The sequence below is a fragment of the Cellulomonas xiejunii genome (assembly GCF_024508315.1).
Classification (GTDB): Bacteria; Actinomycetota; Actinomycetes; order Actinomycetales; family Cellulomonadaceae; genus Cellulomonas; species Cellulomonas xiejunii.
The window spans coordinates 2,111,738-2,126,510 of the sequence record NZ_CP101987.1 but is presented as its reverse complement, the minus strand read 5'-3'; the positions used below and the strand labels follow the sequence as shown (position 1 = coordinate 2,126,510).

Genomic DNA, 14,773 nt, shown 5'->3' with positions numbered 1-14,773 from the left:
ACCACCTCGATCGTTCGCGTCGCACCAGCATGCGTCTGCGTCGTTGCCGACGTCCCCTGACGGGCGCACGCTGGGGACTGTCGTCGACGGTGCGTCGCGGCGCTGTCAGGCCGTCGTGCGCACCGGGAGGTCGCGCGCATGCCCGACACGCCCAGGCCCTACCCCGACCGCGCCGCTGCCGGGCGCGACCTCGCGCGTCATCTCGCCGCCCACGCGCACGACGCCCGGGTCCTCGTCCTCGCGCTGCCGCGCGGCGGGGTGCCGGTCGCGGCTCCGGTCGCCGCGGCGCTCGGCGCACCGCTGGACGTCGTCGTCGTCCGCAAGCTCGGACTCCCCGGCCATCCCGAGGTCGCGATGGGTGCCATCGCCGGTATCGGCGACGCGGTCGAGCTGGTGCACGAGCGCCGGGTCCAGGCGCAGGCACGTGTCACGGCGGACGACCTCGACCGCGTGCGCCGCCGGGAGCTCGTCGAGCTGCGCCGCCGCGAGGCCGCGTACCGCGACGGGCGCCCCGCGCCGGACGTCCGCGGTCGCGTCGTGGTGCTCGTGGACGACGGGCTGGCGACCGGCGCGACCATGCGCGCCGCGGTCGCGGCCGTCCGCAGCCACGCTCCGGCGCGCGTCGTCGTGGCCGTGCCGGTCGGATCCACCGGCGCGTGCGCGGCCCTGGCGCGCGAGGCCGACGAGGTCGTCTGCGTGCGGCGACCAACCGCTTTCCGGGCCGTCGGGCAGGCGTACGTCGACTTCGACCCGCCCACCGACGACGAGGTGCGGGCGCTGCTCGTGACCGGGGGAGGGGCGGCCTCGCCCGGTGCGTGACGCGACCAGCGTCGGACGGACGTGAAGAGCGGGCGTCACCACGTCCGGCGGTGCGACCTGTCCGCGAAGCGCTCCATCGCAGCGAGAACGTCACCGGCCTGCCACACCCGGTCCCGGCTGCCGTGGCCGATCTGCTCGAGCACGCCGGCCTCGACGAGGCGGTCGATCGCGAGCTGGGCGTTGACCGTCGAGACACCCAGGTGCTCGGCAGCGAGACGCGCGTCGACCACCGGACGGGTGGTCACCAGGTCCGCCAGGGCCCAGGCGGCGGCGCCGCGTCGTGCGCGGATCCGCTCGCCCCACGCGGCGCGCGCCTCGGTGACGTCGCCGATGAGGCGCCGGGAGCTCGCCAGGGCAGGGAACACCGCCTGCGCGACCTCGGTGACGATGGGTTCGACGTCCCCGTCGCGGTAGGCGGTGAGGGCCTGGAAGTACCGGTCGGTGTCGGCGAGCAGGCCGGCCGAGACCGGGACGATGGCCTCACGCGTGAGGCCTCCGTGGCGCAGCTGGGCGTGCAGCAGCGCGCGGCCGGTGCGGCCGTTGCCGTCGGGGAAGGGGTGGATCGCCTCGAAGTGGGCGTGGGTCAGCGCGGCCTGGGCGAGCAGCGGGACGTCGTCGCGCGCCATGAACGCCGTGAGGTCGTCGACGGCGTCGGGGACGCGCCCGTGGACGGGAGCGACGTAGGCGGCGCCGTGCGGGCTGCGGGACCCGCCACCGATCCAGACCTGCTGGTCGCGCCAGCGTCCGGCGTCCCCCGGCATGTGGCCGATCATCAGCGCGCGGTGCATCGCGAGGACCGCGGCGCCGTCGAGGCGGTCGGCCACCTGCAGCGCCTGGGTCATCGCCGCCACGTTGGCGACGATCTCGTCGGCGTTCGCCCGGCCGCGCCGCCCCAGCTCGGCCAGCGCGACGGCGCGGGGCGAGGACGTGAGGTTCTCGATCTGGGAGGAGCTGGCCGCCTCGGTGCGCAGCAGGAGGGCGGCGAACGACGTCGTGGCGGCGTGCGTCTCGCCGTCGAAGCGTGCGACCTCGGCGGACGCCTCGGCGACCAGCGCGGTGGTGGCCGACGGCAGGTGCACGGGGGCGTCGGCGATGGTCGGCGGCACCGCGGCCTCGTAGGGCCCGACGTGGGCACGGCGAGCGGCGCGCGGGCCGTAGCCCGCGTCCGCGGACTCCCACGGCACCGTCTCGGTGGAGAACCTGGGCCACCCGTCCGGCGACCTTGCGTCAACCGTTGCCACCCGACGACGTTACCATCGGATCCATCGATATCCATTGGTAACGGCGGGCGGTGACCGGGGGAGGGGCCCTCCCCGGTGCACGGCGCGTTCACCGTCAGACGGCCGCAGGCCCGCCGTCGTCGGGAGCCGCGCCGACCTCCACCTCGTCGGCGTCGGGTGTCGGGCGGGTGGTGGGCGGCCCGCTCAGGCCACGCGGCGGCGCGCCGAGCCGCGACGTCATGTGCCCGCCGAGGTAGCCACCCGCGCCCACGAGCCCCGTGGCGGCGAGCGACGCGACGACACCCCAGGTGTGCGCACCCCGCCGACGCAGCACCCAGGAGGCGGTGAAGAGGCCGAGCCCGACGGAGTTCAGGGCGGCGTGGGCCGACCCGACCCGCCGGGTTCGCCTGCCCGACACGGCCCAGTCCGCGACGCCGGTGAGCGCCGTGGGCAGCGCGGCGAGGATGCCCAGCCCGATGAGCCGCTCGCTGTGCGGGCGTGCCGACGGGCCGCCGGTGACGTCCAGCACCACCGCGCTGGACCACAGCCCGATGGGGACGTCCGTCAGGACGGGGTGGAGCGCGTGCCCCAGCGGACGCCCGTGGAGCAGGTCTGCCGCGTCGGGCCGGCGCGCGAGCAGGTCGGCCACGACGGGCCGCACGCGGTCGATGACGGGGTCGAGCGCGGGGCTGTCCTCGAGGGACCGGACTGCTCGGAGGGCTGCGGACCGGTCGTCCGTGCGGGTCATCGGGACCTCCCTGTCGGCGACGGGTGTGGACGTCGTCGAGCGTCTCACGGAGGCCCGGTGCCCGCAGGTCAGCGAACCGGACGACCGGGACGGCAGCGGAGATAACGGAACCTAGCGCCGAGACCGGCACGACAACGACGAAACCCCCGGCCCTGACGGGCGGGGGACGGACGGACCGGGGGAGCCCCCCCGTGCGCACGCGGGACTCCGGTCCCACCTGGGGCGTCGTCGGCGGTGAAAGTGTCGACGTGCTGGACGCCGCGTTCCCCGCGGCGCCGGTCGACACGGAGGTCAAGCAGCGGTGGCAGTCCCGACCAGCACGCGCCCCCAACCGAACCGCCCTCCCGCGGTCGCCCGACCCGCGACGAGCCCGCCCCCGCGGCCCGCGACCTGGGCGCTCAAGGCCGTCATGGCGGTCACGGGCAGCGTCCTGGTCGTCTTCGCGGTCGTGCACCTCGTCGGGAACCTCAAGATCTTCCTCGGCCCCGAGCAGCTCGACGGGTACGCCCACTGGCTGCACGAGGACCTGCTGGCGCCCCTCGTCCCGCACGGGTGGTTCATCTGGATCTTCCGCGTCGTCATGCTCGCGGCTCTGGTCGCCCACGTGGGGGCGGGGGTGGTGCTCCGGCGCCGCGCGCGTGCCGCCCGGGGTCCGCACCGCCGCCAGGGGCTGCGCGGGCTGCGCAGCTTCCAGGCGCGCAGCATGCTCGTCACCGGCACGGTCCTGCTGCTCTTCGTCGTCTTCCACGTCCTGGACATCACGACCGGGACCCAGCCCGCCGCGACGGACGAGTTCGTCGCCGGCCAGGCGTACGCCAACATCGTGAGCTCGTTCCAGCGGCCTGCGGTCGCGGCGTTCTACATCCTCGCGATCGGCACCCTGACGCTGCACCTCGCGCACGGCCTGTGGAGCGTGGTCAACGACCTGGGCGCGACCGGCCGCCGGCTGCGCGCCACCGGCGCCGCGGTCGCCGGGATCGTCGGGCTCCTGATCCTCGTGGGGAACCTCGTCATCCCGATCGCCGTGCTGACGGGAGTCGTGGCATGACCGACGACACGACCCGGCCGGACACCACCCAGAGGGAGACGACGCCTGTGCTCGAACCCGAGGCGGTACGCACCGTCGGCAGCCCGCTCGACGGCAAGGTCCCCGACGTGCCCGCCGAGCAGGCGTGGGACGACCGGCGGCTGCACTACGACCTGGTCGCGCCCGCCAACCGTCGCAAGTTCACCGTGATCGTCGTCGGGACCGGCCTGGCCGGAGCGGGTGCCGCGGCCGCGCTCGGTGAGCTGGGCTACCAGGTGGAGTGCTTCACCATCCACGACGCCCCGCGTCGTGCGCACTCGGTCGCCGCGCAGGGCGGCATCAACGCCGCACGGGCGCGCAAGGTCGACAACGACTCCGTCCACCGGTTCGTGAAGGACACCGTCAAGGGCGGGGACTTCCGTGGGCGCGAGGCCGACGCCTACCGGCTCGGTCAGGAGTCGGTCCGCGTCATCGACCACATGAACGCGATCGGTGCGCCCTTCGCGCGCGAGTACGGCGGAGAGCTCGCCACCCGGTCCTTCGGCGGTGTGCAGGTCTCGCGGACGTACTACACGCGCGGGCAGACGGGCCAGCAGCTGCAGGTCGCAGGGGCCAACGCGCTGCTGCGGCAGGTGGCCCGCGGGACGGTCACGCTGCACACGCGCCAGGAGATGCTCGACCTCGTCGTCGCGGACGGCCGCGCGCAGGGCATCGTCGTGCGCGACCTGGTCACGGGCGAGGTCCGCGCGGTCACCGCGCACGCCGTCGTCCTGGCCACGGGGGGCTACGGGAACATCTACTGCAAGTCGACCCTGGCGAAGAACTCGAACGCGACGGCCGCGTGGCGCGCCCACAAGCGGGGTGCCCACTTCGCCAACCCGTCGTTCATCCAGTTCCACCCCACGGCGCTGCCGCTGATGAGCGAGTGGCAGTCCAAGACGATCCTCATGTCGGAGTCCCTGCGCAACGACGGCCGGATCTGGGTCCCGGTGCGCGCCGACGACGACCGAGCGCCCGCCGACATCCCCGAGGACGAGCGGGACTACTACCTCGAGCGTCGCTACCCGACGTACGGCAACCTCACGCCGCGCGACGTCGCGTCGCGGGCCGCACGCGAGCGCATCGACGCCGGCTTCGGGGTGGGCCCGCTGAAGAACGCGGTCTACCTCGACTTCGCCGACGCGATCGCGCGGCTGGGGCGCGCGACCGTGATGTCGCGGTACTCGAACCTGTTCCACATGTACGAGCAGGCGACGGGGGACGACCCGTTGCGCACCCCCATGCGCATCGCACCGGGCGCGCACTTCGCCATGGGCGGGCTGTGGTCCGACTACGACCTGATGACGTCGGTCCCCGGGCTGTTCGTCGGGGGAGAGGTCGGCTGGGGCTACCACGGGGCCAACCGACTGGGCGCCAACTCGTTGCTCTCGGCGTGCGTCGACGGGTGGTTCACCCTGCCGTACGCGGTGCCCGGGTACCTGGCACCCCTGCTGGGCACACCCCCGCTGGCGCTGGACGACGACGCCGTGCTCGACGCGGTCGAGGCGGTCGAGGCGCGGACGCAGCGGCTCCTGAAGAACGAGGGCACGCAGGGTCCGGACCGGTTCCACCGCCGGCTGGGAGAGATCCTCTACCGCTGCGCCGGCGTGAGCCGCACGCCTGAGGGCCTCTCCCAGGGCATCACCGAGATCCGCGCGCTGCGCGAGGAGTTCTGGCGTGACGTGCGCGTCCTGGGGGAGGGGACGGCACTCAACCAGGAGCTCGAGCGTGCGGGCCGCGTCGCGGACTACCTCGAGATGGCCGAGCTGCTGTGCGTCGACGGGCTCGACCGGGACGAGAGCTGCGGCGCGCACTTCCGTGCCGACCACCAGACACCCGACGGCGAGGCGCTGCGCGACGACGCGGCGTGGTGCCGGGTCTCGGCGTGGGAGTCACCGGCTCCCGACGCCACCGACGGACGGTTCGTCCGGCACGACGAACCGCTCACGTTCCAGGCCGTGCCGCTGCAGACGAGGAACTACGCGTGAAGCTCACCCTTGACGTCTGGCGTCAGCCCGACGCCGCATCGCCCGGCGCGTTCGAGTCGTACGTCGTCACCGACGCGACGGCGGAGATGACCCTGCTGGAGCTGCTGGACCGGCTCAACGACCAGCTGGTCGAGGAGGGCCGCGAACCGGTCGCGTTCGAGTCCGACTGCCGTGAGGGCATCTGCGGGTGCTGCGGCGTGAACGTCGACGGGCGCCCTCACGGCCCGGAGGCGAACACCCCGTCGTGCGAGCAGCACGTGCGCTCGTTCGCCGACGGCGACCACATCGTCCTCGAGCCGCTGCGCTCTGCGGCGTTCCCCGTGGTCAAGGACCTCGTGGTGGACCGTTCGGCGCTCGACCGCGTCATCCAGGCCGGTGGGCACGTGGCCGTCGACGCCGGTACCGCGCCCGACGCCGACACGACCCGCATCGACCACGAGACCGCCGAGATGGCCCTCGACTTTGCGGCCTGCATCGGCTGCGGCGCGTGCGTGGCGGCGTGCCCCAACGGCTCGGCGTCGCTGTTCACCGGCGCCAAGCTGACGCACCTGGCGGCGCTGCCGCAGACGCGCCAGGAGCGCGGACGGCGTGCGGTGGCGATGGTCGACCAGATGGAGCACGACTTCGGGCCGTGCTCCACGTACGGAGAGTGCGCGCTGGTGTGCCCGGCGGGTATCCCCCTGACCGCGATCGCCGCGGTCGGCAAGGAGCGCATGCGGGCGTTCCTGCGGGGCCGCGCGAGCTGACCGCCACCGGGCGACCGCTGGGAGCCCACGACCCCCACGGCGGGTGCGTTAGCGTCGCGCCGTGACCACACCCGACGACGGCACGACACCCCTCGCCGTCGAACACGCAGGACCGCCCGTCCACGTCGACAGACTGCGCCGCCGCACGGTCGCGGTCCTCGCGGCGGCGCAGGTGCTCGGCGGCCTGGCCGCGGGCTCGGTCGTGTCGGTCGGGTCGCTGCTGGCCGTGGACCTGTCCGGCGTCCGGGCGTGGGCCGGGTCCGTGACGACCGCCTCGACGCTCGGCGCAGCCCTGGGGTCCCTCGCGCTCGCACGCCTGGCCGTCGCGCACGGCCGACGACGCGCGCTGTCCACGGGTCTGGCGCTCGCCGCGGCGGGCGCCATCGGCATCGTGCTCGCAGCCGTGCTCGCGTTCTTCCCCCTTCTGCTCGTCGCCGGTGCCCTCCTGGGCGTCGGGGCGGCGGTCACACTGCAGTCCCGCTTCGCCGCCACGGACCTGTCGACGCCGACCACGCGATCGCGTGACCTGTCCGTGGTGGTCTGGGCGAGCACGGTCGGTGCGGTCGTCGGGCCCAACCTCGTCCACCTCGACGAGCAGGTGGCGCGGCTCACCGGCCTGCCACCGATGGCCGGCGTCTTCGTGTTCGCGGCCGCCGGTCTGCTCGGTGCGCTCGTGGTGGTGCAGGTGGGGCTGCGGCCGGACCCGCTGGACGTCGCGGGCCGCCGGAGCGGTGCTCCCGGGACGCGGCCGCACGTGCCGCTGCGCAGCGCGCTGACGACGCTGCGGCGGCACCCGCGCGCGGCTGCGGCCGTCGTCGGCGTGCTGACCGCGCACGGGGTGATGGTCGCCGTGATGTCGGTGACGTCCGTGCACCTGGAGGACCACGGGGGGTCCATCTCCGCGGTCGGCCTGACGATCAGCCTCCACCTGGGGGCGATGTTCGCCTTCGCTCCGCTCATGGGCCTGCTGGCCGACGCGGTCGGTTCGCGCCCGACGCTCGTCGCAGGACTTCTCGTCCTGGTGCTCGGAGCCGCAGTCTGCGGCGCGGCGGGCGGTGACCACGTGGCCGTGACGGTCGGGCTCGCGCTGGTGGGGCTCGGCTGGTCGGCGGCGACGGTCGCGGGCTCGAGCATCGTCAGCGGTGCCGTGCCGCGGGCCGACCGGGTGGCGGTGCAAGGGCTGTCGGACGCGATGATGTCGCTCGCCGGCGCCGGCGGCGGGCTGCTCGCCGGGGTGGGGCTGCAGGTGGTGGGGTACTCCGGCATCGCGGTAGCGGCGGCGGTGGTGGGTCTGCTCGGCGCGACGGCCGTGGTCGTGGTCTCCCGGCGCGGGGGCCGCACGACCCCGACGGGCTGAGCCCGACCCACCTCCCCGGGCGTGAGGTCGCCGAGTGCGGTGCAGCGCGCACCGCGCAGGGCCCTGTGCAGGGCACTGCGCGCGCGGCTGCTGCCGGCCCGGTGACAATGACGCATGACCTCTCCCACGATCACCCTGAACGACGGCATCGAGATCCCGCAGGTCGGCTTCGGGACCTTCCAGGTGGAGCCCGAGCAGACGCAGCGGACCGTCGAGGACGCCCTCGCGGCCGGGTACCGCCACATCGACACCGCTGCCGGCTACTACAACGAGGCGGGCGTCGGCGCCGCCGTGCGCGCGTGCGGCCTGCCGCGGGACGAGGTGTTCGTCACCACGAAGCTGCGCAACGGAGACCAGGGCTACGAGCAGGCACTGCGGGCGTTCGAGGACAGCCGCCGCGAGCTCGGGCTCGACGTCGTGGACCTGTACCTGATCCACTGGCCGGTGCCCAGCAAGGACCTGTACGTGGAGACGTGGCGTGCCTTCGAGAAGCTGCTCGCCGACGGCGCGGTGCGTGCGATCGGCGTGTCGAACTTCCTGCCGGAGCACCTCGACCGGCTCGTGCGCGAGACGGACGTCGTGCCGGCCGTCAACCAGGTCGAGGTGCACCCGACATTCCAGCAGCGACCCACCCAGGACGCCTCCACGGGTCACGGCATCGCGGTCCAGGCCTACTCGCCGCTGGGCCGGGGCAAGGACCTGCAGGCCGACGCGATCACGACGGTCGCCGAGCGGCTGGGCGTCACGACCGGCCAGGTCGCCCTGCGCTGGCACGTGCAGGCCGGGCGGATCGTCATCCCCAAGTCCGTGACGCCCGAGCGCATCCGGTCGAACCTGGACCTCTTCTCGTTCGACCTCACGGCGCAGGACGTCGCCGCGATCGACGCCCTCGACTCCGACGAGCGCCTCGGTGCGGACCCGGCGACGGCGGCGTTCTCCCAGATGCGCTGACGCGGACTGACGCGCCCCGCCCCGGACCTCACGTCCGGGGCGGGGCGCGCGTCTGCACACTGTGAGGATGAACGGTCCGTTCGAGGACGTCGTGCGTGTGCACGGCGGCACCGTCCTGCGCGTCTGCCGCGCGGTGCTCGCCGGGCACGACGCCCAGGACGCATGGTCCGAGACCTTCCTCGCGGCGCTGCGCGCGTGGCCGGGGCTGCCCGCGGACGTCAACGTCGAGGCGTGGCTCGTGACCGTGGCTCGTCGCAAGGCGATCGACGAGCTGCGCCGACGAACGCGGCAGGCGGCACCCGTCGCGGAGCCGGGCGCGCTGGACGGCGTCCCGCTGCTCGGTGCCGTGGCCGGGCCGGGGGAGCGGGACCTCGACCTGTGGCAGGCCGTGCGCGCCCTGCCGGACAAGCAGCGACGGGTCGTCGTGCTCCACCACCTCGGCGGGCTGCCGTACGCCGAGGTCGCGGGCCTCGTCGGCGGCACCGACGCGGCGGCGCGGCGCGCAGGCGCGGACGGCGTGGCGGCTCTGCGCCGCATCTACGGAGCCAGGGAGGCGCGATGAGCACCGTGCAGGACGGACGGGGCGGGGACGTGCGCGACACGCTCGCCGGCACCCACGAGGAACGGCTGCTGGCGGTCCTGCACGCGCGCCTGGTCGCACGAGCGCAGGACGAGGGACTGCTGGACGTGGCGTACCGGGTCGTCGACTCGCCCGTCGGCCGGGTGCTCGTGGCGGCGGGCGACGCGGGCGTGCTGCGCGTGGCCTTCGAGGTCCAGGGCCACGACGCGGTGCTGGACGACCTCGCGGCACGCGTGAGCCCTCGGGTGCTCGAGGGTGGCGACCGCCTCGACCCGGTGCTGCGTCAGCTCGACGAGTACTTCACGGGGAGCCGGACGTCGTTCGACGTCCCGGTCGACCTGCGCCTGGCCCGAGGCCTGCGGCGCGACGTGGTCGAGGCGCTGCCGCGCATCGCCTACGGCACCACGGCGTCCTACACGCAGGTCGCCGCCGCCGTGGGGCGGCCCGCGGCCGTCCGCGCCGTGGCGACCGCGTGCGCCCTCAACCCGGTGCCCCTGCTCGTGCCCTGCCACCGCGTCGTGCGCTCGGACGGGTCGACCGGCCGGTACGTGGGCGGCGACGAGGCGAAGCGCACGCTGCTGGCGCTCGAGCGCACTCCTCTGGTTTCCGGCGCACCCGAGGCGTAGTTTCGGCTGGCATGTGCAGGAACATCACGACGCTGCGCGGCCTGGAGCCGCACGCCACCGACGCGGAGATCGAAGCGGCGGCTCGCCAGTACGTGCGCAAGGTCACGGGGGTCCAGCAGCTGTCGGACGCCACGCGTGAGCCGTTCGAGCGCGCCGTCGCCGAGATCGCCCACATCACGGCGCACCTGCTGGAGGACCTGCCGGAGCGGCGACGCCCGCCGACGACCGTGCCGCCGCTGCGACGGCCCGAGGTCGCCGCCCGGGTCGCGGCCCGCGAAGCCGGCTGAGGGACCAGCTGCCCGTACCGCGCGACGCCTCCGCCCGGAGCGGAGCCGCTCAGTCGGCGGACGCGGGCGGCAGCGAGCCGATCAGCCGGGGGATGCCCGGCGGTGCGACGGCCGACAGTGCGAGGAACCGGGCCTCTGCACGGTGCAGCCGGATGTGCTCGTCGAGCGACCAGCCGGGCCCGTTCGTGAGCGTCATGCCGCACGCGCACCCGATCGTCACGCCCCCGTCGGGGTCGACCACGACCTGGCCGACCGTCGTGTGATCGGTGTACGCACGGACCTTGGCGTGCCGCATGGGCGCGCTCACCGGGACGGGCAGGTCCCCGGGCGGGATGTCGGCGCCGTGGGCGCTGTCCTCGTTCTGCACGAGGTCAGTGTCCGCCCGTCAGCGTCCCGTCGTCCACGAGCTGGTGCAGCTCGAGCGCCGCGTCCCACTCGCCGCCGCCCAGGCTGGGCATCAGCCGCTGCAGCTGGGGACGCCACGTCTCGGCGCGGTCCGGGAAGCACCGGTCGAGGAGGTCGAGCATCGTGGCGACCGCGGTCGAGGCCCCCGGCGACGCGCCCAGGAGCCCGGCGATCGAGCCGTCGGCCGAGGCCACCAGCTCCGTGCCGAACTCCAGCACGCCCCCGCCCTTGCCGCGCTTGATGACCTGGACGCGCTGCCCGGCGGTGATGAGCTCCCAGTCGCGGGGGTGCGCCGACGGCATGTAGGCGCGCAGCGAGCGCAGCCGCGCGGTGTCGCTCGCGGTGACCTCCCGCAGCAGGTACGTCACGAGGTTCATGTTGCGCAGCCCGACCGCGAGCATGGGCACGAGGTTGCCGGGGCGGATCGAGCGCAGCAGGTCCGTCCAGGAGCCGCGCTTGAGGAACTTCATGCTCCAGCCCGCGTACGGCCCGAACATCAGCGCCTGGCCGCCGTCGACCGTGCGCGCGTCCAGGTGAGGCACCGACATAGGCGGCGCACCGATCGCGGCCTTGCCGTAGACCTTGGCCCGGTGCTGCTCGACGAGCCGCGGGTTGGTGGTCCGCAGGAACTGGCCGCTGATCGGGAAGCCCGCGTAGCCACGGATCTCCTTGATCCGCGAGCGCTGCAGCAGGTGCAGGGCGCCACCGCCGGCGCCGACGAACACGAAGCGTGCGGTGAGGGTCCGCGGCGGTCGGCCGTTCCAGCGCCGGTCCACGACGGTGACGCGCCAGCGGCCGTCACGCAGCCGCTTGAGGCGCGTGACCTCGCTGCTGGTGTGCAGGGCGGCCCCGCGTGCGACGGCGTCGGTGAGCATCGCGCGTGTCAGGGAGCCGAAGTCGACGTCGGTTCCCCAGGTGGCGCGCGTCGCGGCGATCGGCTCGTCGTCCGTGCGGTCGGCCACCAGCAGCGGCGCCCAGCGGGCGATGACGGCGGGGTCGGTGGTGAACTCGAGGTCCGCGAAGAGGTGGTGCTGACGCAGGGCCTCCCAGCGTCGGCGCAGGTACTCGACGTCGGCGGCCCCGCGCACGAACGTCAGGTGCGGGGTCGTCGTCACGGCGTTCTCGGCGCCCGGCAGGCGGCCTGCGGCGGCGAGGTGGTGCCACAGCTCGCGTGAGAGCTCGTACTGCTCGTTGATCGTCACGGCCTTGGTGACGTCGACGGTGCCGTCAGGGCGCTGCGGCGTGTAGTTCAGCTCGCAGAGGGCCGCGTGCCCGGTGCCCGCGTTGTTCCACGGGTTGGAGCTCTCCAGCGCGGGGGCGTCGAGCCGCTCGTGGACCTCGATGCGCCAGCTGGGCTCGAGGCTCCCGAGCAGCGACGCGAGGGTCGCGCTCATGATGCCTCCGCCCACGAGGAGGACGTCGACGTCGGCGGTGTCGTGCGTTCCAGGAGCCACGTCTGGCGACTTTAGGTCGGTGCCGAGGCGTCGCCCAGGCCGAGTCATGTGATGTTTGTCCCATGGGACTTTGGTCACATCCGGCAATCTGACCTGGCGCGACGCTCCGCAGCCGGACTCGGGCGGCACGACAGCCTGCATGCCACGGGTGTCGAGCGAGGCCGCCCCGGGTCTGGTCCTTCGGGGTGCGGCTGGGGCCGGGTACGCGTCACCGGTGTGAGGCGCTTCGACGCTCGTGAGGCGACGGAGCGCCCAGGACGTGCGGGCAGACCGCCCAGCCGGGCCCCAGGTCCTACCCGGCGGGCGACACACCGGGGACCGTCGCGGCGACACGCGGGGCGACGGGCGCGAGCGGGTGCGGGACCCCGCCCGGTCTTGGTAGAACCGGTGCATGAGCCCGAACCGCACGAGCGACCTGACGTCCGACCCCTCGGCGCACGGTCTCGCCGACCAGCCCCTGGTCCAGGCAGACCTGGACGCCGCGGACGCCCGCGCCGGAGGCGACGCCGCCCGGGCCCCCCGCTCGCTGCGCGCGGCGGAGCTGGGGCCCGACGACGAGGCGATCGCGTCGAGCGACGACTGGGACGACCCCGAGCGGCTCTGAGCCGCAGGACCCCGGCGCGTCAGCCGACGAGCCCGGCCTCCCGGAGGCGCGTCAGCCGACGAGCCCGGCCTCCCGGACGCGGCCCAGGAGCTCCTCCCCGTCGGCGCCCAGCAGCACCTCGATGCCCGGCGTCTGGTCGGCGTCGTCCGCCGCGTCCTCCTGCTCGGGGGTCGCCACGGGCAGGCCGTGCGAGAGCACGTGCTCGCCGGCGGTCAGCTGGCGGATCAGCACCGCCTCGACGTGCTCGGGGTACCGGGCCACGGCCCCCGCGTAGATCTGCGGGTCGTGCTGGCCGTCGTCGCCGACGAGGATCCAGCGCACCTGCGGGAGCTCGGCGAACAGCCGCCGCAGCTGGGCGACCTTGTGGCGCTGCCCGCTGCGGAACAGGCCCGTGTTGGTCGGTCCCCAGTCCGTCATGAGCATCGGACCGGCGGGGTAGTCGTGGCGGCGCAGGAACCGGCCGATCGCGGGCGCCGCGTTCCACGCACCGGTCGACAGGTACACCACGGGGGAGTCGGGGCGCGCCGCCCGCAGCTCCCGGTAGAGCCTGGACATGCCCGGGACGGCCTCACGGGCGTTCTCGTGCCGGACGAACACGTTCCACGCCGCGACGAACGGGCGGGGCAGCCTCGTGACCATCACCGTGTCGTCGATGTCGCTGACGATCCCCACGGTCGGCTCGGGGCCGACGACGACCACCCGCGTCGTGGTACGGGCACCGTCCAGCGACGTGAGCGTCAGGTCGTGCCAGCCGGGCTCGAGGTCCGCGTCGACCAGCTCGTCGACGTAGCCCCCGCGGTCCGCCGTCAGCTGGTGGGTGGTCTCACCGATGGTGACCTCCACGGGGGCACCGGCGACCGGCGCGCTGAAGAAGGACCGCCACCCGCGCACGGCGTCCGCCGGTCGCTCGCCGGTCTGCGCGTCGCCTCCGCTGTCCGGCAGGTCCTGCTGTCGCACGCCCGGGGACGCGAGCAGGGTGCGCGCCAGGACCCGCACCTTGCCGCCGGACCCGTAGCCGGCGTACCCGACGACGCGGACGGTCCACCCGCGGCGCCGCAGGACGTGCGCGAGCGCGGAGTCGAAGCGGTCCTCGAGCCGCGCCGCCACGTGCAGGGGCTGCACCGGCGAGCCGTCGGGGTTCTCCAGCCGCGGCGCGACGCGGCCCGCCCGCAACCCGTCCTGCCCGCCCGTGCCGGCGTGGTCGGGCTGCGCGGCGTGCGCGCCCGGGCGCTGTCCCGTCGTCACGACGTCGTACGGGACGCGGCCGCCTCGGCGGCCTCGGCCGCCCCCGCCTCGGTGGACGTGCCGGCCGTCGAGAGCGCACCACCGGACGACTCGAGGTGCGCACGGACGAACCAGTGGAACAGCTCGAGCTCGGCCAGGTGACCGACCAGGAGGTCGTTCGTCACGGTGTCGAGCTCCTCGGCCTGCGCCGCGGCCTTCCGGTGGTCGGTGATGACCCCGACGTACACCTCGTCGAGGGCGCCGAGGTGCTCCGCCGTGGTCGCGCGACCGATCGAGTAGTCGTCCCACGTGCGGGCCGCGACGAGGGCTCCGGGCGTGCCGACGGGTGCGGAACCCAGCGTGGCGATCCGCTCTGCCGTGGCGTCGACCATGAGCCGCACGGCGTCGACCTGCGGGTCGAGCATCTCGTGGACGGCGATGAAGTGGGGGCCGACGACGTTCCAGTGGATGTGCTTCAGCGTGAGTGCCAGGTCGTTCAGGGCGTTGAGACGTTCCTGGAGGATCGCCGCCACCTGCGCGCCGTCCTCCGGGGTGAGGGACGGGACGGTGTACTTCGGCAGATCGCGGGCCATGACCACTCCTTCGCAGACGAGCCGGGCTCGTCGGGCCCGGGGACGTCCACGCTGCCAGGCCCCGGGGACGCCCGCCATCCGAGCGTCGCCCGTCCCGGACGTCTC

Annotated in this window: 16 protein-coding genes; 10 read left to right on the top strand and 6 right to left on the bottom strand. The window is 74.4% G+C overall.

Going from position 1 to position 14,773, the window contains the following annotated elements:
- Nucleotides 1–138 precede the first annotated feature (138 nt).
- Complete coding sequence (locus tag NP048_RS09735; protein WP_227575428.1) at nt 139–819, top strand: phosphoribosyltransferase; 681 nt, start codon at nt 139–141, stop codon at nt 817–819.
- A 35-nt stretch (nt 820–854) separates the two neighbouring features.
- Here the strand turns inward: NP048_RS09735 and NP048_RS09730 are convergent, their stop codons facing one another.
- Together NP048_RS09730 and NP048_RS09725 are read right to left on the bottom strand one after the other, a co-directional pair.
- Nucleotides 855–2,003 (bottom strand): Fic family protein, encoded by a 1,149-nt coding sequence (locus tag NP048_RS09730; protein WP_256769256.1) that lies wholly within the window; start codon nt 2,001–2,003, stop codon nt 855–857.
- A 151-nt stretch (nt 2,004–2,154) separates the two neighbouring features.
- Nucleotides 2,155–2,787, bottom strand: a complete 633-nt coding sequence (locus NP048_RS09725) for a DUF2231 domain-containing protein (protein WP_227575426.1) — start codon at nt 2,785–2,787, stop codon at nt 2,155–2,157.
- A 301-nt stretch (nt 2,788–3,088) separates the two neighbouring features.
- On the opposite strand from NP048_RS09725, the gene NP048_RS09720 reads away from it, so the two are divergent.
- The 8 genes from NP048_RS09720 (at nt 3,089) to NP048_RS09685 (ending at nt 10,388) form a co-directional block, all read left to right on the top strand.
- Nucleotides 3,089–3,835: a succinate dehydrogenase cytochrome b subunit gene (locus tag NP048_RS09720; RefSeq protein ID WP_227575425.1), complete on the top strand. Its 747-nt coding sequence runs from the start codon at nt 3,089–3,091 to the stop codon at nt 3,833–3,835.
- The gene (locus NP048_RS09715; RefSeq protein WP_227575424.1) at nt 3,832–5,841 is read left to right on the top strand and encodes a fumarate reductase/succinate dehydrogenase flavoprotein subunit; all 2,010 of its coding nucleotides are present in this window, start codon (nt 3,832–3,834) and stop codon (nt 5,839–5,841) included. The genes NP048_RS09720 and NP048_RS09715 overlap by 4 nt, the downstream gene beginning before the upstream one ends.
- Nucleotides 5,838–6,587 (top strand): succinate dehydrogenase/fumarate reductase iron-sulfur subunit, encoded by a 750-nt coding sequence (locus NP048_RS09710; protein ID WP_227575423.1) that lies wholly within the window; start codon nt 5,838–5,840, stop codon nt 6,585–6,587. The genes NP048_RS09715 and NP048_RS09710 overlap by 4 nt, the downstream gene beginning before the upstream one ends.
- Before the next feature lie 61 nt (nt 6,588–6,648).
- The gene (locus NP048_RS09705) at nt 6,649–7,944 is read left to right on the top strand and encodes an MFS transporter (RefSeq protein ID WP_227575422.1); all 1,296 of its coding nucleotides are present in this window, start codon (nt 6,649–6,651) and stop codon (nt 7,942–7,944) included.
- A gap of 114 nt (nt 7,945–8,058) precedes the next feature.
- Nucleotides 8,059–8,895 (top strand): aldo/keto reductase, encoded by an 837-nt coding sequence (locus NP048_RS09700; protein ID WP_227575421.1) that lies wholly within the window; start codon nt 8,059–8,061, stop codon nt 8,893–8,895.
- Between the two features lie 67 nt (nt 8,896–8,962).
- Nucleotides 8,963–9,457, top strand: a complete 495-nt coding sequence (locus NP048_RS09695; RefSeq protein ID WP_227575420.1) for an RNA polymerase sigma factor — start codon at nt 8,963–8,965, stop codon at nt 9,455–9,457.
- On the top strand, nt 9,454–10,101 hold the full coding sequence (locus NP048_RS09690; RefSeq protein WP_227575419.1) for a methylated-DNA--[protein]-cysteine S-methyltransferase: 648 nt from the start codon (nt 9,454–9,456) through the stop codon (nt 10,099–10,101). Before NP048_RS09695 ends, NP048_RS09690 begins: the two co-directional genes overlap by 4 nt.
- A gap of 11 nt (nt 10,102–10,112) precedes the next feature.
- Complete coding sequence (locus NP048_RS09685; RefSeq protein ID WP_227575418.1) at nt 10,113–10,388, top strand: DUF2277 domain-containing protein; 276 nt, start codon at nt 10,113–10,115, stop codon at nt 10,386–10,388.
- 49 nt (nt 10,389–10,437) lie between these two features.
- Here the strand turns inward: NP048_RS09685 and NP048_RS09680 are convergent, their stop codons facing one another.
- Together NP048_RS09680 and mqo are read right to left on the bottom strand one after the other, a co-directional pair.
- Nucleotides 10,438–10,755, bottom strand: a complete 318-nt coding sequence (locus NP048_RS09680) for a hypothetical protein (protein ID WP_372456766.1) — start codon at nt 10,753–10,755, stop codon at nt 10,438–10,440.
- Nucleotides 10,756–10,759: 4 nt separating this feature from the next.
- Nucleotides 10,760–12,247 (bottom strand): malate dehydrogenase (quinone), encoded by a 1,488-nt coding sequence (gene mqo, locus NP048_RS09675; RefSeq protein ID WP_227575417.1) that lies wholly within the window; start codon nt 12,245–12,247, stop codon nt 10,760–10,762.
- 391 nt (nt 12,248–12,638) lie between these two features.
- Between mqo and NP048_RS09670 the strand changes: the two genes are divergently transcribed.
- Nucleotides 12,639–12,851 (top strand): hypothetical protein, encoded by a 213-nt coding sequence (locus tag NP048_RS09670; RefSeq protein WP_227575416.1) that lies wholly within the window; start codon nt 12,639–12,641, stop codon nt 12,849–12,851.
- A gap of 51 nt (nt 12,852–12,902) precedes the next feature.
- On the opposite strand, the gene NP048_RS09665 is transcribed toward NP048_RS09670, so the two are convergent.
- Together NP048_RS09665 and NP048_RS09660 are read right to left on the bottom strand one after the other, a co-directional pair.
- Nucleotides 12,903–14,096 (bottom strand): App1 family protein phosphatidate phosphatase, encoded by a 1,194-nt coding sequence (locus NP048_RS09665; protein ID WP_227575415.1) that lies wholly within the window; start codon nt 14,094–14,096, stop codon nt 12,903–12,905.
- Complete coding sequence (locus NP048_RS09660) at nt 14,093–14,668, bottom strand: Dps family protein (RefSeq protein ID WP_227575414.1); 576 nt, start codon at nt 14,666–14,668, stop codon at nt 14,093–14,095. The genes NP048_RS09665 and NP048_RS09660 overlap by 4 nt, the downstream gene beginning before the upstream one ends.
- Nucleotides 14,669–14,773 lie beyond the last annotated feature (105 nt).

Bases quoted from the DNA above. Each gene is read 5' to 3' on its own strand.
- NP048_RS09735 (WP_227575428.1), top strand. From the start codon at position 139: ATGCCCGACACGCCCAGGCCCTACCCCGACCGCGCCGCTGCCGGGCGC.
- NP048_RS09725 (WP_227575426.1), bottom strand. From the start codon at position 2,787: ATGACCCGCACGGACGACCGGTCCGCAGCCCTCCGAGCAGTCCGGTCC.
- NP048_RS09715 (WP_227575424.1), top strand. From the start codon at position 3,832: ATGACCGACGACACGACCCGGCCGGACACCACCCAGAGGGAGACGACG.
- NP048_RS09700 (WP_227575421.1), top strand. From the start codon at position 8,059: ATGACCTCTCCCACGATCACCCTGAACGACGGCATCGAGATCCCGCAG.
- NP048_RS09695 (WP_227575420.1), top strand. From the start codon at position 8,963: ATGAACGGTCCGTTCGAGGACGTCGTGCGTGTGCACGGCGGCACCGTC.
- NP048_RS09690 (WP_227575419.1), top strand. From the start codon at position 9,454: ATGAGCACCGTGCAGGACGGACGGGGCGGGGACGTGCGCGACACGCTC.
- NP048_RS09685 (WP_227575418.1), top strand. From the start codon at position 10,113: ATGTGCAGGAACATCACGACGCTGCGCGGCCTGGAGCCGCACGCCACC.
- NP048_RS09670 (WP_227575416.1), top strand. From the start codon at position 12,639: ATGAGCCCGAACCGCACGAGCGACCTGACGTCCGACCCCTCGGCGCAC.
- NP048_RS09660 (WP_227575414.1), bottom strand. From the start codon at position 14,668: ATGGCCCGCGATCTGCCGAAGTACACCGTCCCGTCCCTCACCCCGGAG.